Annotated in this window: 11 protein-coding genes and 1 tRNA gene; 5 read left to right on the plus strand and 7 right to left on the minus strand. The window is 52.8% G+C overall.

What is annotated here, in order from left to right:
• Window positions 1-82 precede the first annotated feature (82 nt).
• Window positions 83-3,262 (minus strand): transcription-repair coupling factor, encoded by a 3,180-nt coding sequence (gene mfd / locus BUB27_RS05165; protein WP_234991666.1) that lies wholly within the window; start codon window positions 3,260-3,262, stop codon window positions 83-85.
• A gap of 499 nt (window positions 3,263-3,761) precedes the next feature.
• Here mfd and BUB27_RS05170 point away from each other — a divergent pair, with 499 nt between their 5' ends.
• From BUB27_RS05170 to BUB27_RS05180, 3 genes are all read left to right on the plus strand, one after another.
• Window positions 3,762-4,283, plus strand: a complete 522-nt coding sequence (locus BUB27_RS05170) for a peptidoglycan recognition protein family protein (protein WP_234991667.1) — start codon at window positions 3,762-3,764, stop codon at window positions 4,281-4,283.
• 126 nt (window positions 4,284-4,409) lie between these two features.
• Window positions 4,410-4,814 (plus strand): YkgJ family cysteine cluster protein, encoded by a 405-nt coding sequence (locus BUB27_RS05175; protein ID WP_143158465.1) that lies wholly within the window; start codon window positions 4,410-4,412, stop codon window positions 4,812-4,814.
• Window positions 4,815-4,960: 146 nt separating this feature from the next.
• Window positions 4,961-5,035 (plus strand) — tRNA-Glu (locus tag BUB27_RS05180).
• Window positions 5,036-5,117: 82 nt separating this feature from the next.
• Here BUB27_RS05180 and BUB27_RS05185 read toward each other — a convergent pair.
• The 4 genes from BUB27_RS05185 to BUB27_RS05200 all read right to left on the minus strand — a co-directional run bounded on the left by BUB27_RS05185 (window position 5,118) and on the right by BUB27_RS05200 (window position 11,060).
• Complete coding sequence (locus tag BUB27_RS05185; RefSeq protein WP_143158466.1) at window positions 5,118-7,199, minus strand: sodium-translocating pyrophosphatase; 2,082 nt, start codon at window positions 7,197-7,199, stop codon at window positions 5,118-5,120.
• Window positions 7,200-7,377: 178 nt separating this feature from the next.
• Window positions 7,378-9,732 (minus strand): tetratricopeptide repeat protein, encoded by a 2,355-nt coding sequence (locus tag BUB27_RS05190; protein WP_143158467.1) that lies wholly within the window; start codon window positions 9,730-9,732, stop codon window positions 7,378-7,380.
• A gap of 20 nt (window positions 9,733-9,752) precedes the next feature.
• On the minus strand, window positions 9,753-10,172 hold the full coding sequence (locus BUB27_RS05195) for an ExbD/TolR family protein (RefSeq protein WP_143158468.1): 420 nt from the start codon (window positions 10,170-10,172) through the stop codon (window positions 9,753-9,755).
• 15 nt (window positions 10,173-10,187) lie between these two features.
• Window positions 10,188-11,060 (minus strand): MotA/TolQ/ExbB proton channel family protein, encoded by an 873-nt coding sequence (locus tag BUB27_RS05200; protein WP_234991668.1) that lies wholly within the window; start codon window positions 11,058-11,060, stop codon window positions 10,188-10,190.
• Window positions 11,061-11,207: 147 nt separating this feature from the next.
• On the opposite strand from BUB27_RS05200, the gene BUB27_RS05205 reads away from it, so the two are divergent.
• Complete coding sequence (locus BUB27_RS05205) at window positions 11,208-12,818, plus strand: excinuclease ABC subunit UvrC (RefSeq protein ID WP_234991669.1); 1,611 nt, start codon at window positions 11,208-11,210, stop codon at window positions 12,816-12,818.
• A 1-nt stretch (window position 12,819) separates the two neighbouring features.
• Here BUB27_RS05205 and BUB27_RS05210 read toward each other — a convergent pair whose 3' ends face one another.
• Both BUB27_RS05210 and BUB27_RS05215 read right to left on the minus strand, forming a co-directional pair.
• Complete coding sequence (locus tag BUB27_RS05210) at window positions 12,820-15,042, minus strand: sulfatase-like hydrolase/transferase (protein WP_143158469.1); 2,223 nt, start codon at window positions 15,040-15,042, stop codon at window positions 12,820-12,822.
• Window positions 15,043-15,197: 155 nt separating this feature from the next.
• Window positions 15,198-15,899, minus strand: coding sequence for a TIGR04282 family arsenosugar biosynthesis glycosyltransferase (locus BUB27_RS05215; protein WP_143158470.1), 702 nt, complete (start codon window positions 15,897-15,899; stop codon window positions 15,198-15,200).
• A 147-nt stretch (window positions 15,900-16,046) separates the two neighbouring features.
• Here BUB27_RS05215 and BUB27_RS05220 point away from each other — a divergent pair, with 147 nt between their 5' ends.
• Window positions 16,047-18,596 carry a DNA translocase FtsK gene (locus tag BUB27_RS05220; protein ID WP_143158471.1) on the plus strand — a complete coding sequence of 850 codons (2,550 nt, stop codon included), beginning with the start codon at window positions 16,047-16,049 and terminating at the stop codon, window positions 18,594-18,596.
• Window positions 18,597-18,652: the final 56 nt, after the last annotated feature.

The raw sequence follows: 18,652 nt of genomic DNA on the forward strand, positions 1-18,652 counted from the left end.
GTACGAAATTCTATCATACAAATTTCCACCTGTGCGTAATTTGGTCAAGACAACCAAGATCTGCAGATGAAGACTGGAATCTCTAGATCAACTTGAGCATGGAGAGGGCTTCATCGAGCTTTTTGCCGGGGTGGGACTCGGTGAGGCGTGGGAAGCGTTTGCCCTCCAGCATGATGTAGTTGCCATTGCGGGTGAGCATGAGGCGCTGACCTTGGATTTCCACGCTGGTAATGAAGGCGTTTGCTGCGGCAATTTTGAGGGAAGTCGCGGTCAGTAGGTTTTTGACAGGGACTGGATGACGGCCGAACTGGTCCTGCCAGCTGTTGGCAATGATCTTGAGTTCCTTCTCGCTGACGGTTTCGGCCAGTTGTTTGTATGCCCGTATGCGCATGGATGGCTCGGTCATGTAGTTGGCCGGAATGAATGCTGGAAGATTGGTGTCCGGGTTTGCCTGGCTGTATTCCGTTTCGTTGAAGGTCAGGAAGTCTGCACGCAGGGTGACGTCGATACGTGCTTGGACTGTGTTCCCCTTGAGGCGGTCGATCGATTGTCTCAGTAGCTGGCAATAGAGGTCAAAGCCGATGGCAGCGATGTGTCCGGATTGTTTTGTTCCTAACAGGTTTCCTGCGCCGCGGATTTCGAGGTCGCGCATGGCGATTTTAAAGCCAGATCCTAGAGCTGTGTATTGCTTGATAGCATTGATGCGTTTGCGAGCATCACCACCGATGAGTTCACCAGGTAGTAGTAGGATTGCGTAGGCTTTATCTCCTGCTCGGCCAACTCTACCACGTAACTGATAGAGATCGGACAGGCCGAAGCGGTCTGCACGGTCGATGATGATGGTATTGGCATTCGGGATGTCGATGCCTGATTCGATGATGGTGGTGGCTAACAGAATGTCTGCATCCCCATTGACGAAGGTGCGCATGACGACTTCGAGTTCATCTTTATCCATTTGACCGTGGCCGACGACGATGCGAGCGTCCGGCACGAGGTCTAACAGCTTCTTCTTCATCAGGTCGATTGTCTTGACCCTGTTGTGAAGGAAGAAGATTTGTCCACCGCGTTTCATCTCGCGTTCAATGGCTGCGCGGATGATGCGTTCATCGTAGGAGCAGATGGATGTCTGCACAGGGACTTTATTAGGGGGAGGTGTGTCGATGGTGGACATGTCCCTGGCGCCCATGAGTGAGAGATAGAGAGTACGCGGGATTGGAGTCGCTGAGAGGGTAAGCATATCAATGCCGTGCATACGCTCTTTGAATTTTTCTTTATGTCGAACTCCGAAGCGTTGCTCTTCGTCCACGATGGCGAGACCGAGGTTTTTGAAGACGACATCGTCGGAAACGAGTCGGTGTGTGCCGATCACCATGTCGACCGAGCCATTCGCGAGTCCTTTGAGGGTCTCGCGGATTTCTGCAGGCTTACGAAAGCGGTTCAGTAGTTCGACCCGAATCGGGTAGTCGGACATACGCTCGCGGAAGTTGCGCCAGTGCTGCTCCGCCAGAACAGTGGTGGGTACCATGAGGGCAGCCTGCTTGCCGCCGGTGATGCACTTGAAGGCGGCGCGGATAGCAACCTCGGTTTTTCCGAAGCCTACGTCGCCACAGATGAGGCGGTCCATCGGTTTGGCCGCTTCCATGTCAGCCTTGGTGTCTTCAATGGCTTCGAGCTGGCCAGGCGTCTCGGTGAAGCGGAAAGAGTTTTCAAATTCCCACATCCACTTGGTATCCGGCGGGTGACCTGTACCCGGTAGGGCATTGCGCTCAGCCTGGATTTTGAGCAGTTGCGCGGCGTAATCGAGAATGGATTTCTCGGCAGCACGGCGAGACTTGGCCCAGCGGTTGTCTCCCAACTTGGAGAGATCGGGTGTCTTCCCACCCATGCCCACGTAACGTGACAGAAGGTGGGACTGATCAATGGGGACAGAGAGAATCGCGCCGTCGCGATACTGGATGTGGATTTCCTCCTCACCGTCTTCATTGGTTTCTATAGATTCGAAGCGGCCGATGCCGTACTCGGAGTGGACCACGAGATCATCTTCATTGATGTCCTCTATATTAGTCTGAGCTCTGGCTCGGCGTTGGTGGTCGAGATGTGTGGTGCGGTGGGCACGCTGGGTCTGGTAGCGGCCGAAAAGTTCCGCGGACGAGAGTACCGCCAGCTTGGCGCAGGGATAGGTGAAGCCCTGAGCGAGATCTCCCTTGCAGGTTTCAATGGAATCAAAAACGCTGGCTCCCATGAGTTCGGCGAAGCGTTCCTTTTCCCCGTTGTTGGCGAAGATGAGGTGAATCTGCCAGTCGTCTTTTCTCCATTCGGCGATCTGCTGGTGGAAGCTGTGACGCTTGGATTCTTGGAGGACGAAGTCACCGGCTTCAAAGGCGCCGAGGGGGCTGCCGTAGAGAGCGTGCGTGAAGTCGGCTTCACCGTCGTTACCGATGGGAGCGTCCGGGGAAAGATGGATGTGACTGAGCTCGTGGGCGTCTTCCCCCAAGGAAATCACGAGATCATTCTGGTGGATGAAGTCCGCAATGGTAGCCGAGGTATTTGGATCACTAATCGGTAGTTCGATGCTGTCGAGCTTGCGGCGGGATGTCTGGGTATCCAGATCGAATGCACGGATGGATTCGATCTCTACATCGAAGAGTTCAATACGGATGGGGGCAGGGTTCTGCCAGGTGAAGACATCGATGATGCCGCCCCGCTGCGCATACTGACCACGGTTGTGAATCTGGGAGACTTTCTCAAAGCCTTGTTCGTCTAGCGTCCCCAAGAAGCGCTCAATGTCGAGTGACTGGCCGACACTTAGGATAGCTCGTGTTGCTTTCAGGTCTTTCTCAGACGGTGCGGCTTCCTCAAGCATTTCCTCGGAAGCGAGAACGATCTCGGCGCGGGTGGGGTCATGGGTGAGGGCATGAAGCTCTGCAAGTCGCTCCGCGAGACTCTCGGGGTCGGCTATTTCACTCGATTGAATCGAAGTAGAGATTTCGTGGAACAGGTGGGCAGAGACATTCCACAGAGGGACTTCATCGGCGATGCGTTCCCGGAGGCGCGGGAGTTCGGTGATTACCCAGACTCTTCTGTTAGGGTGCTTGTCGTTGTAAGCCCGGGCAATGAGGGAAATGGCGAAGGAGGCTGCGGCATCGGCCACGGGACCGATCGCTTGCTTGGTTCCAGGACGTAGATTTCCCAGCCATGCGTCGGGTGGGCAATGATGCATGGCTTGGCTGATACCAGGTTCTGGAGCTTTTGAGCGCCTCAAGTTCTTGAGTGGTAGCACATGTGTTTGCCTAGAGATAGTGCCTGCAGTGATTTTATGCAGATTTTTTCAAATTAATTTGAGCGAAATGAAAGAGGAGGTTGTCTTACTCGTAGACCTATAGTTGGTGAGAACTATTCCCCCCTTGCGTCATTGCCCTGATGAATGGTGAATTATAGTTTTTTCATAATCACCCTCGTGTAATAGGTATAAGTATGATAATAAATAAGATATGCGATTTTTGAGCACTATTCTCCCCCTTGGCCTCTTCGCTACGATAGTGGCCATTGTATCCTGCTCCTCGCCTTCACCCCCTGTGGTGATGGTGAAGCCTGTGTCTAGTGATCCAGCGATGGGCTCGACCGCCACCATGGTCAGCACCAATTCGACGTACCAAGGTCAAAGACATGGAGTGAAGAGTCTCAACTCGCTCCTTTCTGAAGCGAACGTGAAACAGGATTTAATCCCACGTGGACGCCATGCTCGCAAATACCGTAGAAGCATGAGCCCTCGCTACATCACCATTCACAGTACCCAGAACTTTTCCCGTGGAGCTGATGCCTACAGGCATTCTCTGGCTCTGAAGAATGGTAAGTTGAGAGCTCCAAAGAGACGAGGTGGCAACCGTATCGGCTATCTTGTCTGGCACTATACGATTGATCAAAGTGTAGCTGTCCAGCATCTGCCAACCAATGAGCAGGGTGAACACGCTGATTTTGACGGACCAGGTAATAACTACTCTATTGGCCTTGAAATGTGTGAGCATCCAGGAAACAGCCGCACAGCCACAGTGGATAGAACAGCCAAACTGACAGCCTACCTGATGCATAAGTATGACATTCCGCTGCGTAACGTGGTTCCCCATTATCACTGGAAGCGTAAGGGCCTCTCTAGGCCTCATAAAAACTGTCCTCATTTCCTCTTGGATAACGGCAGGCCGGGACGCAAGTGGGCTTGGTTCCAGGGCCGCGTGAAGCACTACTACGATCAAGTGGGGGACTCATTTCCGGTAGCCTCCCACTAATCAAAGATTTTCTTTCATAGCTCTATGAATATGAAGATGCCCTATTACTAGGGCATCTTTTTTTGCGTTGGACATCTGGAGTAGATGAGAGCATGCAGTGATTCTCACCGAGGAAAGAGGAAGCCGATGATGAACAAGGAAATATGGTATCAATGCGATCGTTGTGGTGCTTGCTGCAAGTGGCCGGGGGATGTACGTGTGGAAGATGACGAGGTAGATCGTATCGCTGAATTCCTTGGGATGGAGGTGGATGATTTCATTCAGCAGTACACTAGGCTGCGTATGAACCGAAATGGACTCTCATTGATCGAAAAGGAGAACCATGAGTGCATCATGCTCGAGAACGGGCAGTGTAAAATCCAGCCAGTGAAGCCATTTCAGTGTAAAGGATTCCCGAATCGATGGAATTTTCCGGGCTGGGAGAAGGTTTGTCAGGCAAAACCTGTGCCTATGCAGGAGGCAATTGAGCGAGGTCTGGTGGAGAAGGGTGATCTCTCTGCAAATAGTGAAACGAGGGGGCGAGATCTATGAGTATTGATTTTCAAGGTTTTAGAGAGCTCGTCAGAAGCGGCTCAAAGAAAAATGCGAAAAAAGAGAAAAAAGATCTTGCAGTAAGTCGGGATTCATGGTTTTTTCCGCCCGCGCCGAAAGCGCACCACTAAACAACACGACTAAGTGTCCCGTTCGTCTAATGGTTAGGACTCCGCCCTTTCACGGCGGCAATAGGGGTTCGAATCCCCTACGGGATGCCACTCTCTCCCGAGAGTGCATCAAACGAAAAGCTCACCTTACGGTGAGCTTTTTTGTGTTCAGGTATTGAGGGGGAGAGCTCTTTTAAAGCAATCCAGCAATGACCAAGGAAACGATGGCCATCACATTGATGACAATGTTCATGGATGGGCCGGATGTGTCTTTGAATGGATCACCTACGGTATCACCCACCACGCAGGCGCTGTGGACGTCTGAGCCTTTGCCTCCGTGGTTGCCTTCCTCTACGTACTTTTTGGCGTTGTCCCAAGCGCCGCCTGAGTTGGACATCATGAGGGCGAGAAGGATGCAGCCGAGAAGCGCTCCACAGAGGGTGCCTGTCAGAGCGATGGCGCCATAGCCGGGTTTGATGGCATTGAAGCCGAAGCCGACGATGATCGGTGTGCCGACTGCCAGAAGGGCCGGGAGGATCATCTTCTTGGTGGCTGCCTTGGTGGCGATGTCCACGCATTTGTCGGTTTCAGGCTCAGCCTTGCCTTCGAGGAGGCCTGGGATCTCGCGGAACTGGCGGCGGATCTCAGTGATCATTTCAAAGGCAGCTCCACCTACAGCCGTCATGGTGATGGCCCCATTGAGGAAGGGGACGATACCGCCGAGGAACAGCCCCACAAAGAAGATGGAGAGAACGGTCTCGTCTCCAAGGTTGAAGTCGGGAATTTCAGCCTTCTGGATGAAGGCGGTAATGAGTGCGAGGGCAGCCAGGCCAGCAGCTCCAATGGCGAAGCCTTTACCGATGGCCGCCGTGGTGTTGCCGACAGCATCCAGACCATCAGTAATCTTACGTGTTTCGGGTCCCATGGCGGCCATTTCGGCAATGCCGCCAGCGTTATCGGCAACAGGACCATAGGCGTCGATCGCCATGGTGATGCCCACGGTGCCGAGCATGCCTACCGCTGCCAGGCCGACTCCATAGAGGCCAGCAAAGCTGTAGGAGATGAAGATGGTAGCTGCGAGGGTGATGAGTGGGATCGCTACGGACCTGAGACCTACAGAAAGGCCGGAAATCATGATGGTGGCGACTCCGGTTTCTCCTTGTTTAGCGATATCGCGCACGGGTTGTCCACCTGTGTAGTGCTCGGTGGCGAGGCCGATAATGATGCCTCCTACGGCTCCACATAGTACTGCGATACCGACATTGGTGTTCAGGCCAAAGATTCCAGCTACGCCGAAGGCTGCTGCGATGTAGATGACTGCTGCGCCTATGGTGCCTATGCGAAGGGCCGAGGCTGGATCCTTGGAGGACATGAGTTTTACCATGAGTATGCCGAGTAGTGAGCAGAACAGGCCGACAGTCGTCAGAGCCAGTGGCAAGTACATCAGTGAGTCCATTTTGTCTGCTGAGGCTCCAAGTTTGTCGATCAAGGCACTACCGCCAGTCTCAGCTACTCGTGCTGCCGCAGCGCCAGCAATCGCGATGGTGGCGATCTGAGCTCCGCAGTAGGATTCGAAAATGTCCGAGCCCATGCCCGCTACGTCACCTACGTTGTCACCCACGTTATCAGCAATGACGCCGGGGTTACGTGGGTCGTCCTCAGGGATGCCTGCTTCGACTTTGCCAACAAGGTCGGCACCCACATCGGCAGCCTTGGTGAAAATACCACCACCGACACGGTAGAAGAGGGCGACCAGAGAGGCGCCCATGGCGAAACCTTCCATGATGTCTGCCACGTGTGCTTTGTGCTCACCACCAGCGAAGATCCAGAAAAGGGTGCCGAGGCCGATGAGGCCCATGGCTGCTACAGTGAGGCCCATGACTGAGCCGCCAAAGAAGGCCACGCTAAGTGCGGAGGCGGGCCCTTCTTCTTTCGCTGCAAGGGTGGTACGCACGTTGGCTTTGGTGGCTGTGAACATGCCTACGAAACCGGCAAAGGATGAAGCCAGGCAGCCGAAGATAAACGCTATAGCCTGATTGGTGGCATAGGCTTTATCCTGGAAGATGAGAATCAGGATGGCGATGGCGACGGCGAAGGCGAAGATGAGTTTGAACTCTCGCCGCATAAAGACCATGGCTCCCCGGTGGATTTTGTCGGCTATCTCTGCCACTTTCCCCTCGCCGCCCGATCGTTTCAAGATCGTGAGTAAAAGGAGGCCCGCAATTACAAGGCCGACGATTCCTGTCAACGGGGTAAGATAGTACATTTCAGTCATAGTCTTTTGTGAGGTTTCTAATGAAAGATCCACCCGCCTATCATCAAGAGGGTAGCCTAACTTGATAGGCTATAAAAAAAGCCTCCTGACGCAATGAAAAACATCAAGAGGCTTAAAGGTTAATGAAACTTATCGAAAAGGCTCGTGCAGACTGAGAATGTATGCTTTGTTAGGAAGTTTAGCTTGCAGGTTTATAATTGGGGTATTTCTGCTGGAGCTGTTTCTTGTACTCTGAGGCTTCCTTGGATTTGCCAGCCTTGTCCAGAGCTTGGGATAATTTGTAAAGCGCCTCAGCATGGAGATCCAGGTTTTCAAAGTTAGAAACCAAGAGAACATAGTGTTTCGATGCCTCATTGAAATCATTGGTCTGGAAGGAAATGTCTCCCATAGCCATGAGCAGGCCTGCTTTGACTTTGCCGGTGGGGCGCATTTGCAGTGCCTCGTCGCCAATCATTTTGGCATCGCCGTATCGTTGCAGTCCTAGCAGGATGTTGGTCTTGTCGAGTTTAGCGTCTACGATGTAGGCATCTTCTTTTTCGATAGAGAGAAGTTTGTTGGCTGAATCCAAGGCGTCTTCCAGATTTCCTGATTGCAGCTGAGACTTGGTTAGCAATCTCCAGATGATGGCTGGAGTCTTCTGAGGAACACCTTTCTCCAGACCGCTTTCGAGGTGGCTGGCTGCTTTTTCAAAATCTCCTGAGTTGTAGTACTGAGAGCCTAACCAGCGGAAGACAGGGAGAGGGACTTTATCGTATAGACCGATCTCATCGGCGGTCTCTACGCTTTTTGTTAGGTTTGCCAGATCCTTGAGTGAGTAGTGGCACAAGATGCTGAGCATGACGGCCTGCTTGCCGTAGCTTTGTTTATCTAACTGGATGGCTTTGTCCAGGTATGGGGGAGCCTCGGCGTATTGCTCAAGTTTGTAATAGCCCCAGCCAATCCAGTAGTTGGCATTGGCAATGGTTTGGTTAGGTAAGTCTTTGTAGTCCTTAAGCAGGGTGGATAGACGATTGATCATATCCTGGTACTGCTTGGCCTGGCGCTGGATCTTGGCGCTGTTCTGCAAAGCCATGGCGGCTAGCTTGGTGTTCGGTGATTTTTGGATCACCATGTCAAAATCACGCAGCGCGTTGACGCGGTCATCGAGTTCAAGGAATGACTCGCCGCGCATGGCGTAGGCGGTAATGGTTCTAGGGTCGTCCGGGTCCAGATCGATGAATTCCGAGAAGGACTTGGCTGCACCAGCGTGGTTGTCAGTCTCGGCCAGGCACCAGGCTTTCTTGTAGAGGAAGCTTGGGAGGTTGAGCTCATCGATAAGCTTGGGATCGATCGAGTTGTAGGTCTTGGCGGCTTCCTTATAATTCTTTGCAGCGTACTGGGTCTCCGCCTTCATGAAGAGAGCCTGATGGATGTACTTGTGAGTGCCCCTCCCGACTGCGTAGTTCTGGATGAAGTGATCCACCTGGTCGACGATTCGAGAGCCCTTCATATTGAAGAAGCTGAGTAGCTTGAAGTAGCCGGCTTCGAAAGCCATGTCTGTGCCGGGAACGGCCTGTTCGATCTCGAGGAAGTAATCGACAGCTTTGGGGTAATTCTTTTTGCGGAGGAAGGCGCGTCCAACCATGACGCCTTGCTTGGCGATCATCTTTGGCTCAAGCTCGACGTTTGACTGCTCTGCCTGCTTGATGAGCGCGTCATAGTTTTCATTCTTGTAGTAGAGATTGAGCAGGGCGATGTGGGCCTGAGGAATCCAGACGGAATCCTTGGCGCTGAGTGTACCTTGGAACAGTGACTCGGCGAGCTTGGACATGTTCAGCGCGGCAGCGGCCAAGCCGGCATGGAAAGATGCCTCAGCTTTGAGAGGTGCTGGCTGCTCTCCTGCCAGCAGCTTTTGAAAACTGGCAAGCGCATCCTCGTATTGTTTATTGGCCAGCAGGATGTGGCCAATCTTCATGATGGCCTGATCTTTGTACGGGCTCTTTGTTTCTGCTTTTGAGATGTCTTTGAGGATGGGCAGTGCGCGTTCGTTTTGCTCGAGAAGAATGTAGCATTGGGCCTGGAAATAGGCGGCCCGGATCTGGTCCTCCGGTTGGCTGGCATTCAGGGCGGTGATCCCAAAGAGACGTGCGGCGTTGCGAAAATCTTTTTTGGAGTAGTTGGCGTAGGCTAGGCGATAAGCGGCCGCAGAGACAAAGCGCCCTTTCTGGTATTGGCGTACGATCAGCTCGAAGATGGGGATGGCCCTGTCCTGTTGCTGAGTCTCATAATAAGCATCCGCGAGGTAGTAATAGGCGGCCTGAGTGTTCTCGTGGCGAGGGAAACGCTGGATGTAGTCCCTGAGCACCGGAATGGCTTTTTGGAAAAATTCAGCTTTATCCTCAGGTCTGGCTGCCGTTCTGCCTGTCTCGTACAATTGTTGAGCACGGGCGAAATAGTCATTCGCCGGATCTGCTTGTAATGCGCGAGCAGGCTCCTGAGCCGAGACCGTGATGGGGCTGGCGAGGGCAAGAGTAATCAGGGTGAGATGTCGCATGGTGCAGTATGGAAATGGTTCTAGCCTTTAGGCTTGGGAGACTGGGTGGCGAAAGAGATGTTCCAGATGCCAGCTTTACGGCATCGGTCGATGACTGTCACGATGTCCTGATAATGTGTCTCGGCGTCGCCTCTGATTCGAATAGGCTGATCCTTATTCACACGGGCCAGGTTTTCCATCTTCTTTTGCAGTTCATCGATCGTGTAGTTTTCCTTTTCGATGATGATATCGCCATCCTTGCGGACGTTGACGACGACCTCAAGATAACCACGTGACTCTGTGGAGCCTTCTTCAGCAGTAGGCACGTTGACTTCCAGCTCCTTCTCGTAATCGGAGAGCTGGTAGGTGACGATGAAGAAGATGAGGAGCAGGAACACGACATCAATCATCGGTGCGAGCTGGAAGCCCGCTGCTGGTGGCTGATTGCTTTTAAATTTCATGTGCTGCAGGTGAGTTTAGATACCTTGGACATCTGGACGCTGCTCTTCGATCGGGGATGGGACGTCACCGCGGACAGCGGCGGTACGGCGTACGGGCATGGTGTAGTCGTCCTCCAAAGTCTGATCTGCATAGGACTGGCGTGGAGTAGCTCCTCCTCTGCGGTTGTATTGGGCGGCGAGTAGGGCCATCAGGTGAGTCGCTGCCGCTTCGAGTTCGGAGATGTATTTCTGTACCCGGCCTCGGAAAATCGAGTAGAAGATCAGGGCTGTGATGCCGATCACCAGGCCAGAAGCTGTGGTGATCAGAGCCTCGGCGATGCCTCCACCAAGCTCCATTTGCTTGACGCCCTCGAAATTGCCCTGACCGATTTCCATGAAGGATTTGATCATGCCGATCACTGTTCCAAGGAGACCGATCATTGGGGCAATGGCACCAATGTCTGACAGGTAGGAAATACGCTGAGTGAGGATGCCGGCCTGGCGTGATCCCTCTGCCTCGGCGACTTCGCGGACTTCATTGAAGGAAACTCCTGAGTTCTTGGTCATGAAGTCGAGGGTTTTTTCAGCGACACGGGCAATGGACTTGTTCTCGCGTTGGCACTGGGCGACCAGTCCCAGGTAGTCGTGTTTGCGAATCAAGGCTTCGGCTGAATTCATGAAGCGGTCCGATACTACGGCGTTGCGACGGATCGTGAGGAAATAGAGGAAAATCAGGATCAGAGTGAACATGGAAATGCCGGCCAAGGGGTACATGACCAAGCCACCCTTGGAGATGAGATCCATGGCGGTGAGTTGCGTCGGCTCTGATGCGGCTGCTGCCTCTTCAGCCGAGACTGTCGTCGCCAGGCTGAGCATGAGACCGCTGATGATTAGGTGAAAAGCTTTCATGTAGTTGAATTGATGGTCAGTGTAGACGGATTTTGGGCAGATGCAAGCGTAGTGCTATGAAACTCGCACTTCGTATGTTGTGTGATAGCGCTGTGGAAAGGTTGATTTTTCTCAGAAAAAGCTGTTGCGAGGCTGTCAAAACGGGCTTTGTCATACTACGTTAAACGAGGGCGAGGTCTTTCCCTCGATGTCAGAGCTATGGCGGACAACCGGTTAAAAATTCGAGAGCGCTTGTTGGGAACCAGCACGCAGCCTGGCGTGTACCTGATGAAGGACAGGCTGGGGAGTATCATTTATGTGGGCAAGGCGAAGAACCTGAAAAAGCGTCTTTCCAGCTATTTCATGCCCTCACGCAGGGGGAAGGCGGACATCAAGACACAGGCCTTGATCAAGAGTATCTGGGACTTTGAGACCCATGAGGTGCGCAACGAGGAGGAAGCTCTCATTCTGGAGAGCAAGCTGATCAAGCAGTACCGGCCACGCTACAATGTCAGCCAGAAAGATGATAAACGCTTCCTCATGGTAAAGGTGCAGCTCAAGGAGCGTTTTCCGCGTTTTGAGCTTACTCGGATACGTAAAGAGGATGGGGCCAAATACTTCGGGCCCTTCGTTCACTCCGCGGCCCTGAAAGGGACTCTGGAATGGATCAATCGTGAGTTTGGTCTCCGCACTTGCCGTCCGAAGCTTCCCGGAGAAAATGATTACAAGCACTGCCATGCGGATATCATTCGCAACTGTAGTGCGCCTTGTGTGGGCAAGGTGGATGAAGAGGGTTACCGTGCCCGGGTGATGGAGGCGGTGGATTTTCTGGAGGGCAAAGGCAAGCGTAGCCGCTTTGCCAGCCTGCGCGAGGAGATGCAGAAAGCGGCTGAGCAGCTGAACTTTGAAAAGGCGGCTAAGCTGCGTGATGTGATCACCAATCTGGAGAAGACCCTGAGTCCGGCGAGAGCCTTTGCCAAGGGGCGCGGTGTGCCGACGACCGTCAAGCCGCTCGAGGATCTGGCTGAACTGGGTGAGGCTCTGGGGCTGCGCCGTCCTCCCAAAGTGATGGAGTGTTTTGATATTTCCAACGTGAGTAGTACCCATATCGTGGCGAGTATGGTGCGCTTCCTGGATGGTTTGCCAGACAACGGTAACTACCGGAGATACAGGATGAAGACCGTGGAGAGTCAGGATGACTTTGCCAGTATGGCCGAGGTGGTGCGCCGCCGCTATGCTAGGATTTTGTTAGAGGCGAGAAAAGCCAATGAGGAGTATCTTGAGCATAGTCAGGAGCCGATCGTAGAAGCTCTCTGGAGATTGGGGGATGAAGGAAAGTGTCCCATTATGCTACCTGATCTTGTGATTGTGGATGGTGGTAAAGGGCAGCTTAGTTCTGCGGTGGCAGAGCTTAGGCAGCTGGGGCTGCAGCAAATGCCGATTGTTGGGCTGGCAAAACAAAGGGAGGAGATCTTCTTTCCTGGGGAAAGCGAGCCGCTATTGATAGATCATGGGCGTGGCGCTCTCAAGCTGATGCAGCGGATCAGGGATGAGGCTCACCGCTTTGCCAATGGCTACAATGAACTGCTCCTTAGAAAGCGTATGCGGGAGAGTCTGTTAGACGATGTGCCTGGTATGAGTGTGACACGCAAGCGCGCCTTGCTGGAGAAATTTGGCTCTGTGGAGCGAATCAAGAAAGCGACTGCGAAGGAACTGATGAAAGCAGAAGGGATAGGGAAAGTAACTGCCGACGCCATAGTAGAATGGTTCAGCAAGTAACTTACTTTTCAAAGGTCTGGGGCTTGAGATGGAATGAGTGAAAGAAGCGCGGGAAGGCATCAGGGAAGTGCTTTTTCAACGTATCCAGATAGTCATTCTCGGTAGGTAGTATGATGTCTCCCTCTGGTCCGGTCATGCGGGAAAGGGTGATACTGTTAGGTGGGCGCCCGTTCCAGTAATGCTGCCAGGTGAAGTAGGCTTTGTAGCCATTGCGGGCTAGCAGCATGGCTTCACGTGTTTTACCGCCTTGGGCTGTCGTGGCGATGGCTGTGCGCTCCTCGCTTTGCAGGACAGAGAGGCCGGCGGTGTTGGCAGGCGGGTTGCCTTCCGTGAGATAGTCCAAAATTCCAGGCATGATGTCTAGCTGGCTGACATCATTGAGAAGTGGGCCTCTTCCATGGGATTTTGGCCACTTGATCATAATAGGAACAGCAACTTGTTCGTTCTCAAGTGAAGAGACATGCAGCCAGCCGCCGTTGTCTTGGAACTCTTCCCCGTGGTCCCCTAATATGATCACGATGGAATCATCGTATTTGTCTGCGTCTTTTAGGCTTTGGCAGAAGTCTTTGGCTAGTTTGTCTGCCCAAGCGAGTGAGTTGTAGTACTTGTTCAGCACTTCTTGGAGTTCTTGGTCATCAGGGCTGGAGGGAAAGAAGGAACCTGTGTGATAAGGCATAAAGGGGGGATTGAAATCCTTATGCCAAGTGTACATGAAGTGGGACGAATCGATGGCGAAAAGTGTGAAATGCGAGCCATTCTGCTGGGAAGCGAGATCTCCTTTGAATTTTTCCAACAAAGCAACTTCCCGCTCAGGTAGAGGCAAATCCTCGTCATGTATGAGATGCTGGGTGAAGAGCTTGTTCTCAGTAGAAAAGAAGTGAGGGCCCATCTCTCTGAAGGCAAGGTCTGATGGAGCGAAGATGGAGAGGTTGTAGCCGGATTGTTTGAGTAGTCTGAATGCGTAGAGGCCGGGCCAATTCAGTTCTCGGTCCATGGCGCGGCTGTCTTCCCACTGGAGGGGAATTTGTGAGGTGAAGCTGCCATACCAACCCAAGTGTGTGCCATTGGAGCATGCCCAGCCGTGAGAGATGGGCTGCGCTTCCTCGGATTTAAACAGGTGAAGGAAGGGGGTGATTTCTCGTGTCAGGGAATCGGCGCGGAAGGACTCAATGAAGACGATGTAGATGTCTGGCTTGCGGGTGATACGGAGCTCACGGTCATCATCAATGGCATCCTGCGCCCAGTGATGGTCACGGAATTTGACTTCAAAGAAGGCGAGGCCTTCTGGTGGGCGTATGGTTGAGATTTGTAGCTCGAATGCAGCGTATTCACGCATCCAGTTACGGCGGGTTTTCCAGGATTGTCCCAGAGATTGTTCAAGGGTGGCACCACCAAAGCCCAAGACAATGAGTGCCATCACCACGATGGGGCGTATCTTGAAGTCAAAACGCTTAGACAAGTGAATGGTGAGCCAGGTGATTCCTGAAAAGAGGACGAGGACAAGTATGCAGATGCTGAAGAAGGTGACGACACCGACTTGGATTCCTCCTCCTTTGAGTTCGTCGGCCATGTTGAGGAGTCCGTCGAAGCCCAGATTATTGAGGTAATCCATGAGGGTATTACTCCAGAAACCGACGAAGAAATGATCGAGGATAATGGCGATCGGGGCGAGTGAGGCACAGGACCAGATGAAGACACGGCTCCAGCGGGGGCCAGTTTCGATGGAGAGCTGGATGACAAAATAGAGGACGCCAATGAAGGAGATCTGGGTAAAGAAGCGGTTGATGAACAGGCTGAACTTATGAGCTCCATCAAGTGAGCGCAGGCTGCTGATCATCTGGTGATTGTGCCAGAGAAGTAAGGCGAACAGGGTGCCGAAGAAGACCGCATTCCAGTGGTGTGGCTTTGCAAGCCAGAGTACGATCGATTTAAAATCTGAATAAGTGGGGCCAGGGTGTTTACTGAAATGAATCGAACCGAAGGCGACGGCAATCCAGCCTGCTGCTCCTGTCAGTAAGTAGCTGTAGCCAGTCAGTCTCCAGCTCAATCCCAAGGAGACGATGACGGTCAGAATAACCAAGGCCGTTATCGACCAGGTCTTTGCCTGGTAGGCCTTGGAGTCGCCAAAGCGTAGCCACCGGGCGAGTCCGCCCCACATGAATGAGCCCGCGGCCATCAAGCCCAGCAAGATCAGGATATGACTACCGAAATAGTTTTCACCCATATAGGGGGAGACTTTTGTCTCACCGTACTGGTGTTGGGCGATGAAAGGTGTAATTCCGAAAAGGAGACCGCCTATCCATAGAAGGCTGTGTAAGATATTCTTTGGCACTGAGTGAGGAGATGTGATGTGATAGAGAGGAAGGTGTGCTTAAGTCGCTAGGACTCTTTTTTATGGGCGGCTTTGAGTTTGCCTCCGATCGGGTCCTCAAGTGTCTGGTCCCAGTGTGCGCTGGTGTGAATCTTTGGCAATTCCGGAAGGGTGATCAGTTTCAGTCCCAGGGATTCGGCCACAGCTTGTGGAGGCTGCTCTGGGCTGAAGAGTTCCGGGTAAAACTGCGTTGTGGCTAGCAGATAGTGCTCATCATCCGGGGCTGGGCCAATGGTGCAAGTGTTGTCTTTGGTCTGGAGGAAGGCGGCGTTGATCCAGCGTGAGCCACATTGGATACAGTTACTGTGGATGGAAGCAACTTTGCTGAAGCCATCTTTGAATGCTTGTTCGGTGGCCCGCTTGAGGCGCTCATGTTCAGGTCCTTCTCCCTGAGGGGCGAACTCAATATTAAAAGCGGTGGCATTGCGTTCGGGGGTGTATAGGAAAGATTGGCCGCGTTTGATCACGTGGCCGCGTAGGAGGGGGAGGACCCAGAAGGAAATCGTCTCACCTGCATCGTCAGGGCTGTAGCAGAACCGCACGCGGGTGTTGTTCAAGCCTTCGAGTTGCTGTAGCAAAACGGAGGTCATGGCCCGGTAGCGCACAGAGGCTTCTTCGTCTCCGTGATCGGAGGCCATGCGGGTGTTGACCTTTCCAGGGATAGGTTCATCCAGAAAGATGATCAGTAGATTGGGTTCTTGCTCCGACATGCCGCAGAGGTCTTAACGTAATGATGGTGGGGACGGGAAGCTAGTTTTTCGTTAAGCTTTCCAAATAATTATCGCTTGCCATCGGGGTTGGAGGCTGGGATGTTTGGTAGTCGTGCTAGTTTTAGCGCGAGAGGAATAAGTAAGACAATGGCGACAGCAAAGAATAGGTCACGGAAGGATGCGGTGGAGCGCCAGTTGCCTGGTTGGTTCAACGAGGTGGTTGGGATAGGGATGATTGGCTTCGGGCTGATGCTTTTGCTTGCTTTGGTATCCTACACTCCGGGAGATTTGCCGAACTGGGTAGGCTATGGCCCGGATAGCACACCGAATAGCCCGGCTCACAATATCATCGGTGTAGTCGGAGCTTTGCTTGCATGGTTGCAGCTGATTCTTTTTGGGGCGGCTTCCTACTTGCTGCCGCTGGGCCTGATTTGGCTGGGGGTAGCTTATGCCTTTATGGAGGGCAAGTTGACTCGCCGGACTTGGTTTGGCTTTGTGTGTTTTATTCTGACTGGAGCCTGCTTGATCAACGTGCTGGAGCTACTAAGTATCTGGGCAAATGAGATCATGATCACTCATCCCGGTGGTGTCATCGGGTACGGGGTGGGTACCTTATTTTTTGAGAAGCTTCTGAACAAGACTGGCGCCGTTCTCCTGCTCTTAGTGGCGTATTTGATCGGAATGATCATGCTTACCGGCCTGAACCCGATTCAATTTACTAAAGTAGCATTCAAGCAATTCAGTGAGTGGAATCAAAAACGCAAGGATGAGAAGAGTAGACTGCGTGAGAAGAATTCCAAGAAAGCGATCCGGGAAGCTGAACGTAAAGCGCGTCTTGATGAGCGTGAGCGCGCCAAGGAAGAAGTGAAGAAAGAGGCGGCGGAAGAGAAGGCTGCGGCCAAGAAGGTGAAGGAGAAAGAAGTTGCCGCCAAGAAAGCCAAGGAGGAAGAAGAGATCCGCAAGAATCCGCAGGTGGAGATGGATCTTAAGGAGGTACCTAAGCCCCAGATCATTGATGCTGCCCAGCGCCGCAAACCAAAGCTGGAAGTCGGTGCGAAACCTTTCAACAAGAAGAAAGACAAAGAGAAGGGTATCTCATTGGCGACTGATGCCTTTGAAGATTATGAGACTCCGGGCTTTGATCTGCTCTCCTACGATGATTCTGAGGAAGAGCCTGAAACCAACAAGGACGAGTTGCTCTCTGTCCAAAAAACCATCGTGGATACTCTCAAGGCCTTTGGTGTGGAAGTAACCGCTGGTGATATTACCCGCGGTCCAACCATCACCCGATATGAGGTCTATCCAAGTATTGGTCTGCGGGTAAGCCGCATCACTCAGCTGGAGGCTGACCTAGCCCGTGCCACCCGTGCCGAGCGCATTAACATCCTTGCTCCTATCCCGGGTAAGGACACTGTGGGTATTGAGATTGCCAATGACAATAAGGTCGCTGTGCCGCTACGCGAGCTGTTGCAGGATGAGGCCTTTGCCAGTGCGAAGAAGAGGATCCCGCTGGCTCTCGGTAAGGATGTTTATGGAAATACGGTGATTGCCGATCTGGCAGCCATGCCCCACTTGCTGGTCGCGGGTGCTACTGGAGCAGGTAAGTCGGTGTGTATCAACTCGATCATTGCGAGTATTCTCTTCAAGTTTAGCCCGGATGAGCTGCGCTTCATCATGGTCGACCCGAAGGTGGTTGAAATGCAGATCTACGGCAAGCTTCCGCACCTCGTAGTCCCAGTGGTGACTGATCCAAATAAGGTGGTCGCTGCGCTACGCTGGGTGGTGAATGAGATGGAAAAGCGCTACCGTATCTTTGCGAAGTGCGGGGTAAGAAACTTCGATGGCTTTAACAGCCGCCCTCGACCTCAGAAAGAAGAGGAGCCAGTCGTGGAGGAAGAGGTCACTCCTGAGGAGGAGCCGGAACCTGATCCAGAGGCGATCGAGTCCATTGCTCGTGCGTTGGAGGACGGAGAACTTGGCCCAATGGCAGACCGTGATGAGGATGAGCTTGATTTCGAAGACGAGATTCCGGACCGCATTCCTTACATCGTGGTGATCATTGACGAGCTTGCTGACCTTATGCAGACCGCGCCAGCGGATGTGGAGATGAACATTGCCCGTATCGCTCAGAAAGCACGTGCGGCAGGTATTCACCTGATTATTGCTACCCAGACACCACGTGCTGATGTGGTGACTGGCATTATCAAGGCGAACATTCCGAGTCGTATTGCTTTCCAGGTATCCTCATCACTCGATTCCCGGGTTATTCTGGATACCAAGGGGGCTGAGAAGCTGGTGGGTAAGGGTGACATGCTCTACCTACCACCAGGATCAGCTAAGCTCGAGCGAGCTCAAGGTGCTTTTGTGTCTGACGAGGAAGTCGAGGCGATCGTCGATTTCTGTTCCAATCAGGCAGAGCAACAATTTGAAGAGTCAGTACAGGAGTCCATTGAGAAAGGTGGCGGCAGCGATGATGGTGGGGCAGATGAAGTGTCCGATGCTGATGAGGAAATCATTCAAAAATGTCTGGAGGTGATCCAGCAGGAGCAAAAGGCGAGTACGTCTCTTCTCCAGCGCAGGTTGCGCCTAGGATATACCCGTGCAGCCCGCATGATGGATATTCTGGAGGACAGGGGGATTATCGGGCCTGCAGATGGAGCTAAGGCCAGGGAGATTCTCGTGCGTTTCGACGACTAGGAAGCGCTTTATTTTACCTTGCTGAATTTCCAGTTTATAGAGATCATTATCGAACA

It is taken from the genome of Rubritalea squalenifaciens DSM 18772, assembly GCF_900141815.1.
GTDB lineage: Bacteria > Verrucomicrobiota > Verrucomicrobiia > Verrucomicrobiales > Akkermansiaceae > Rubritalea > Rubritalea squalenifaciens.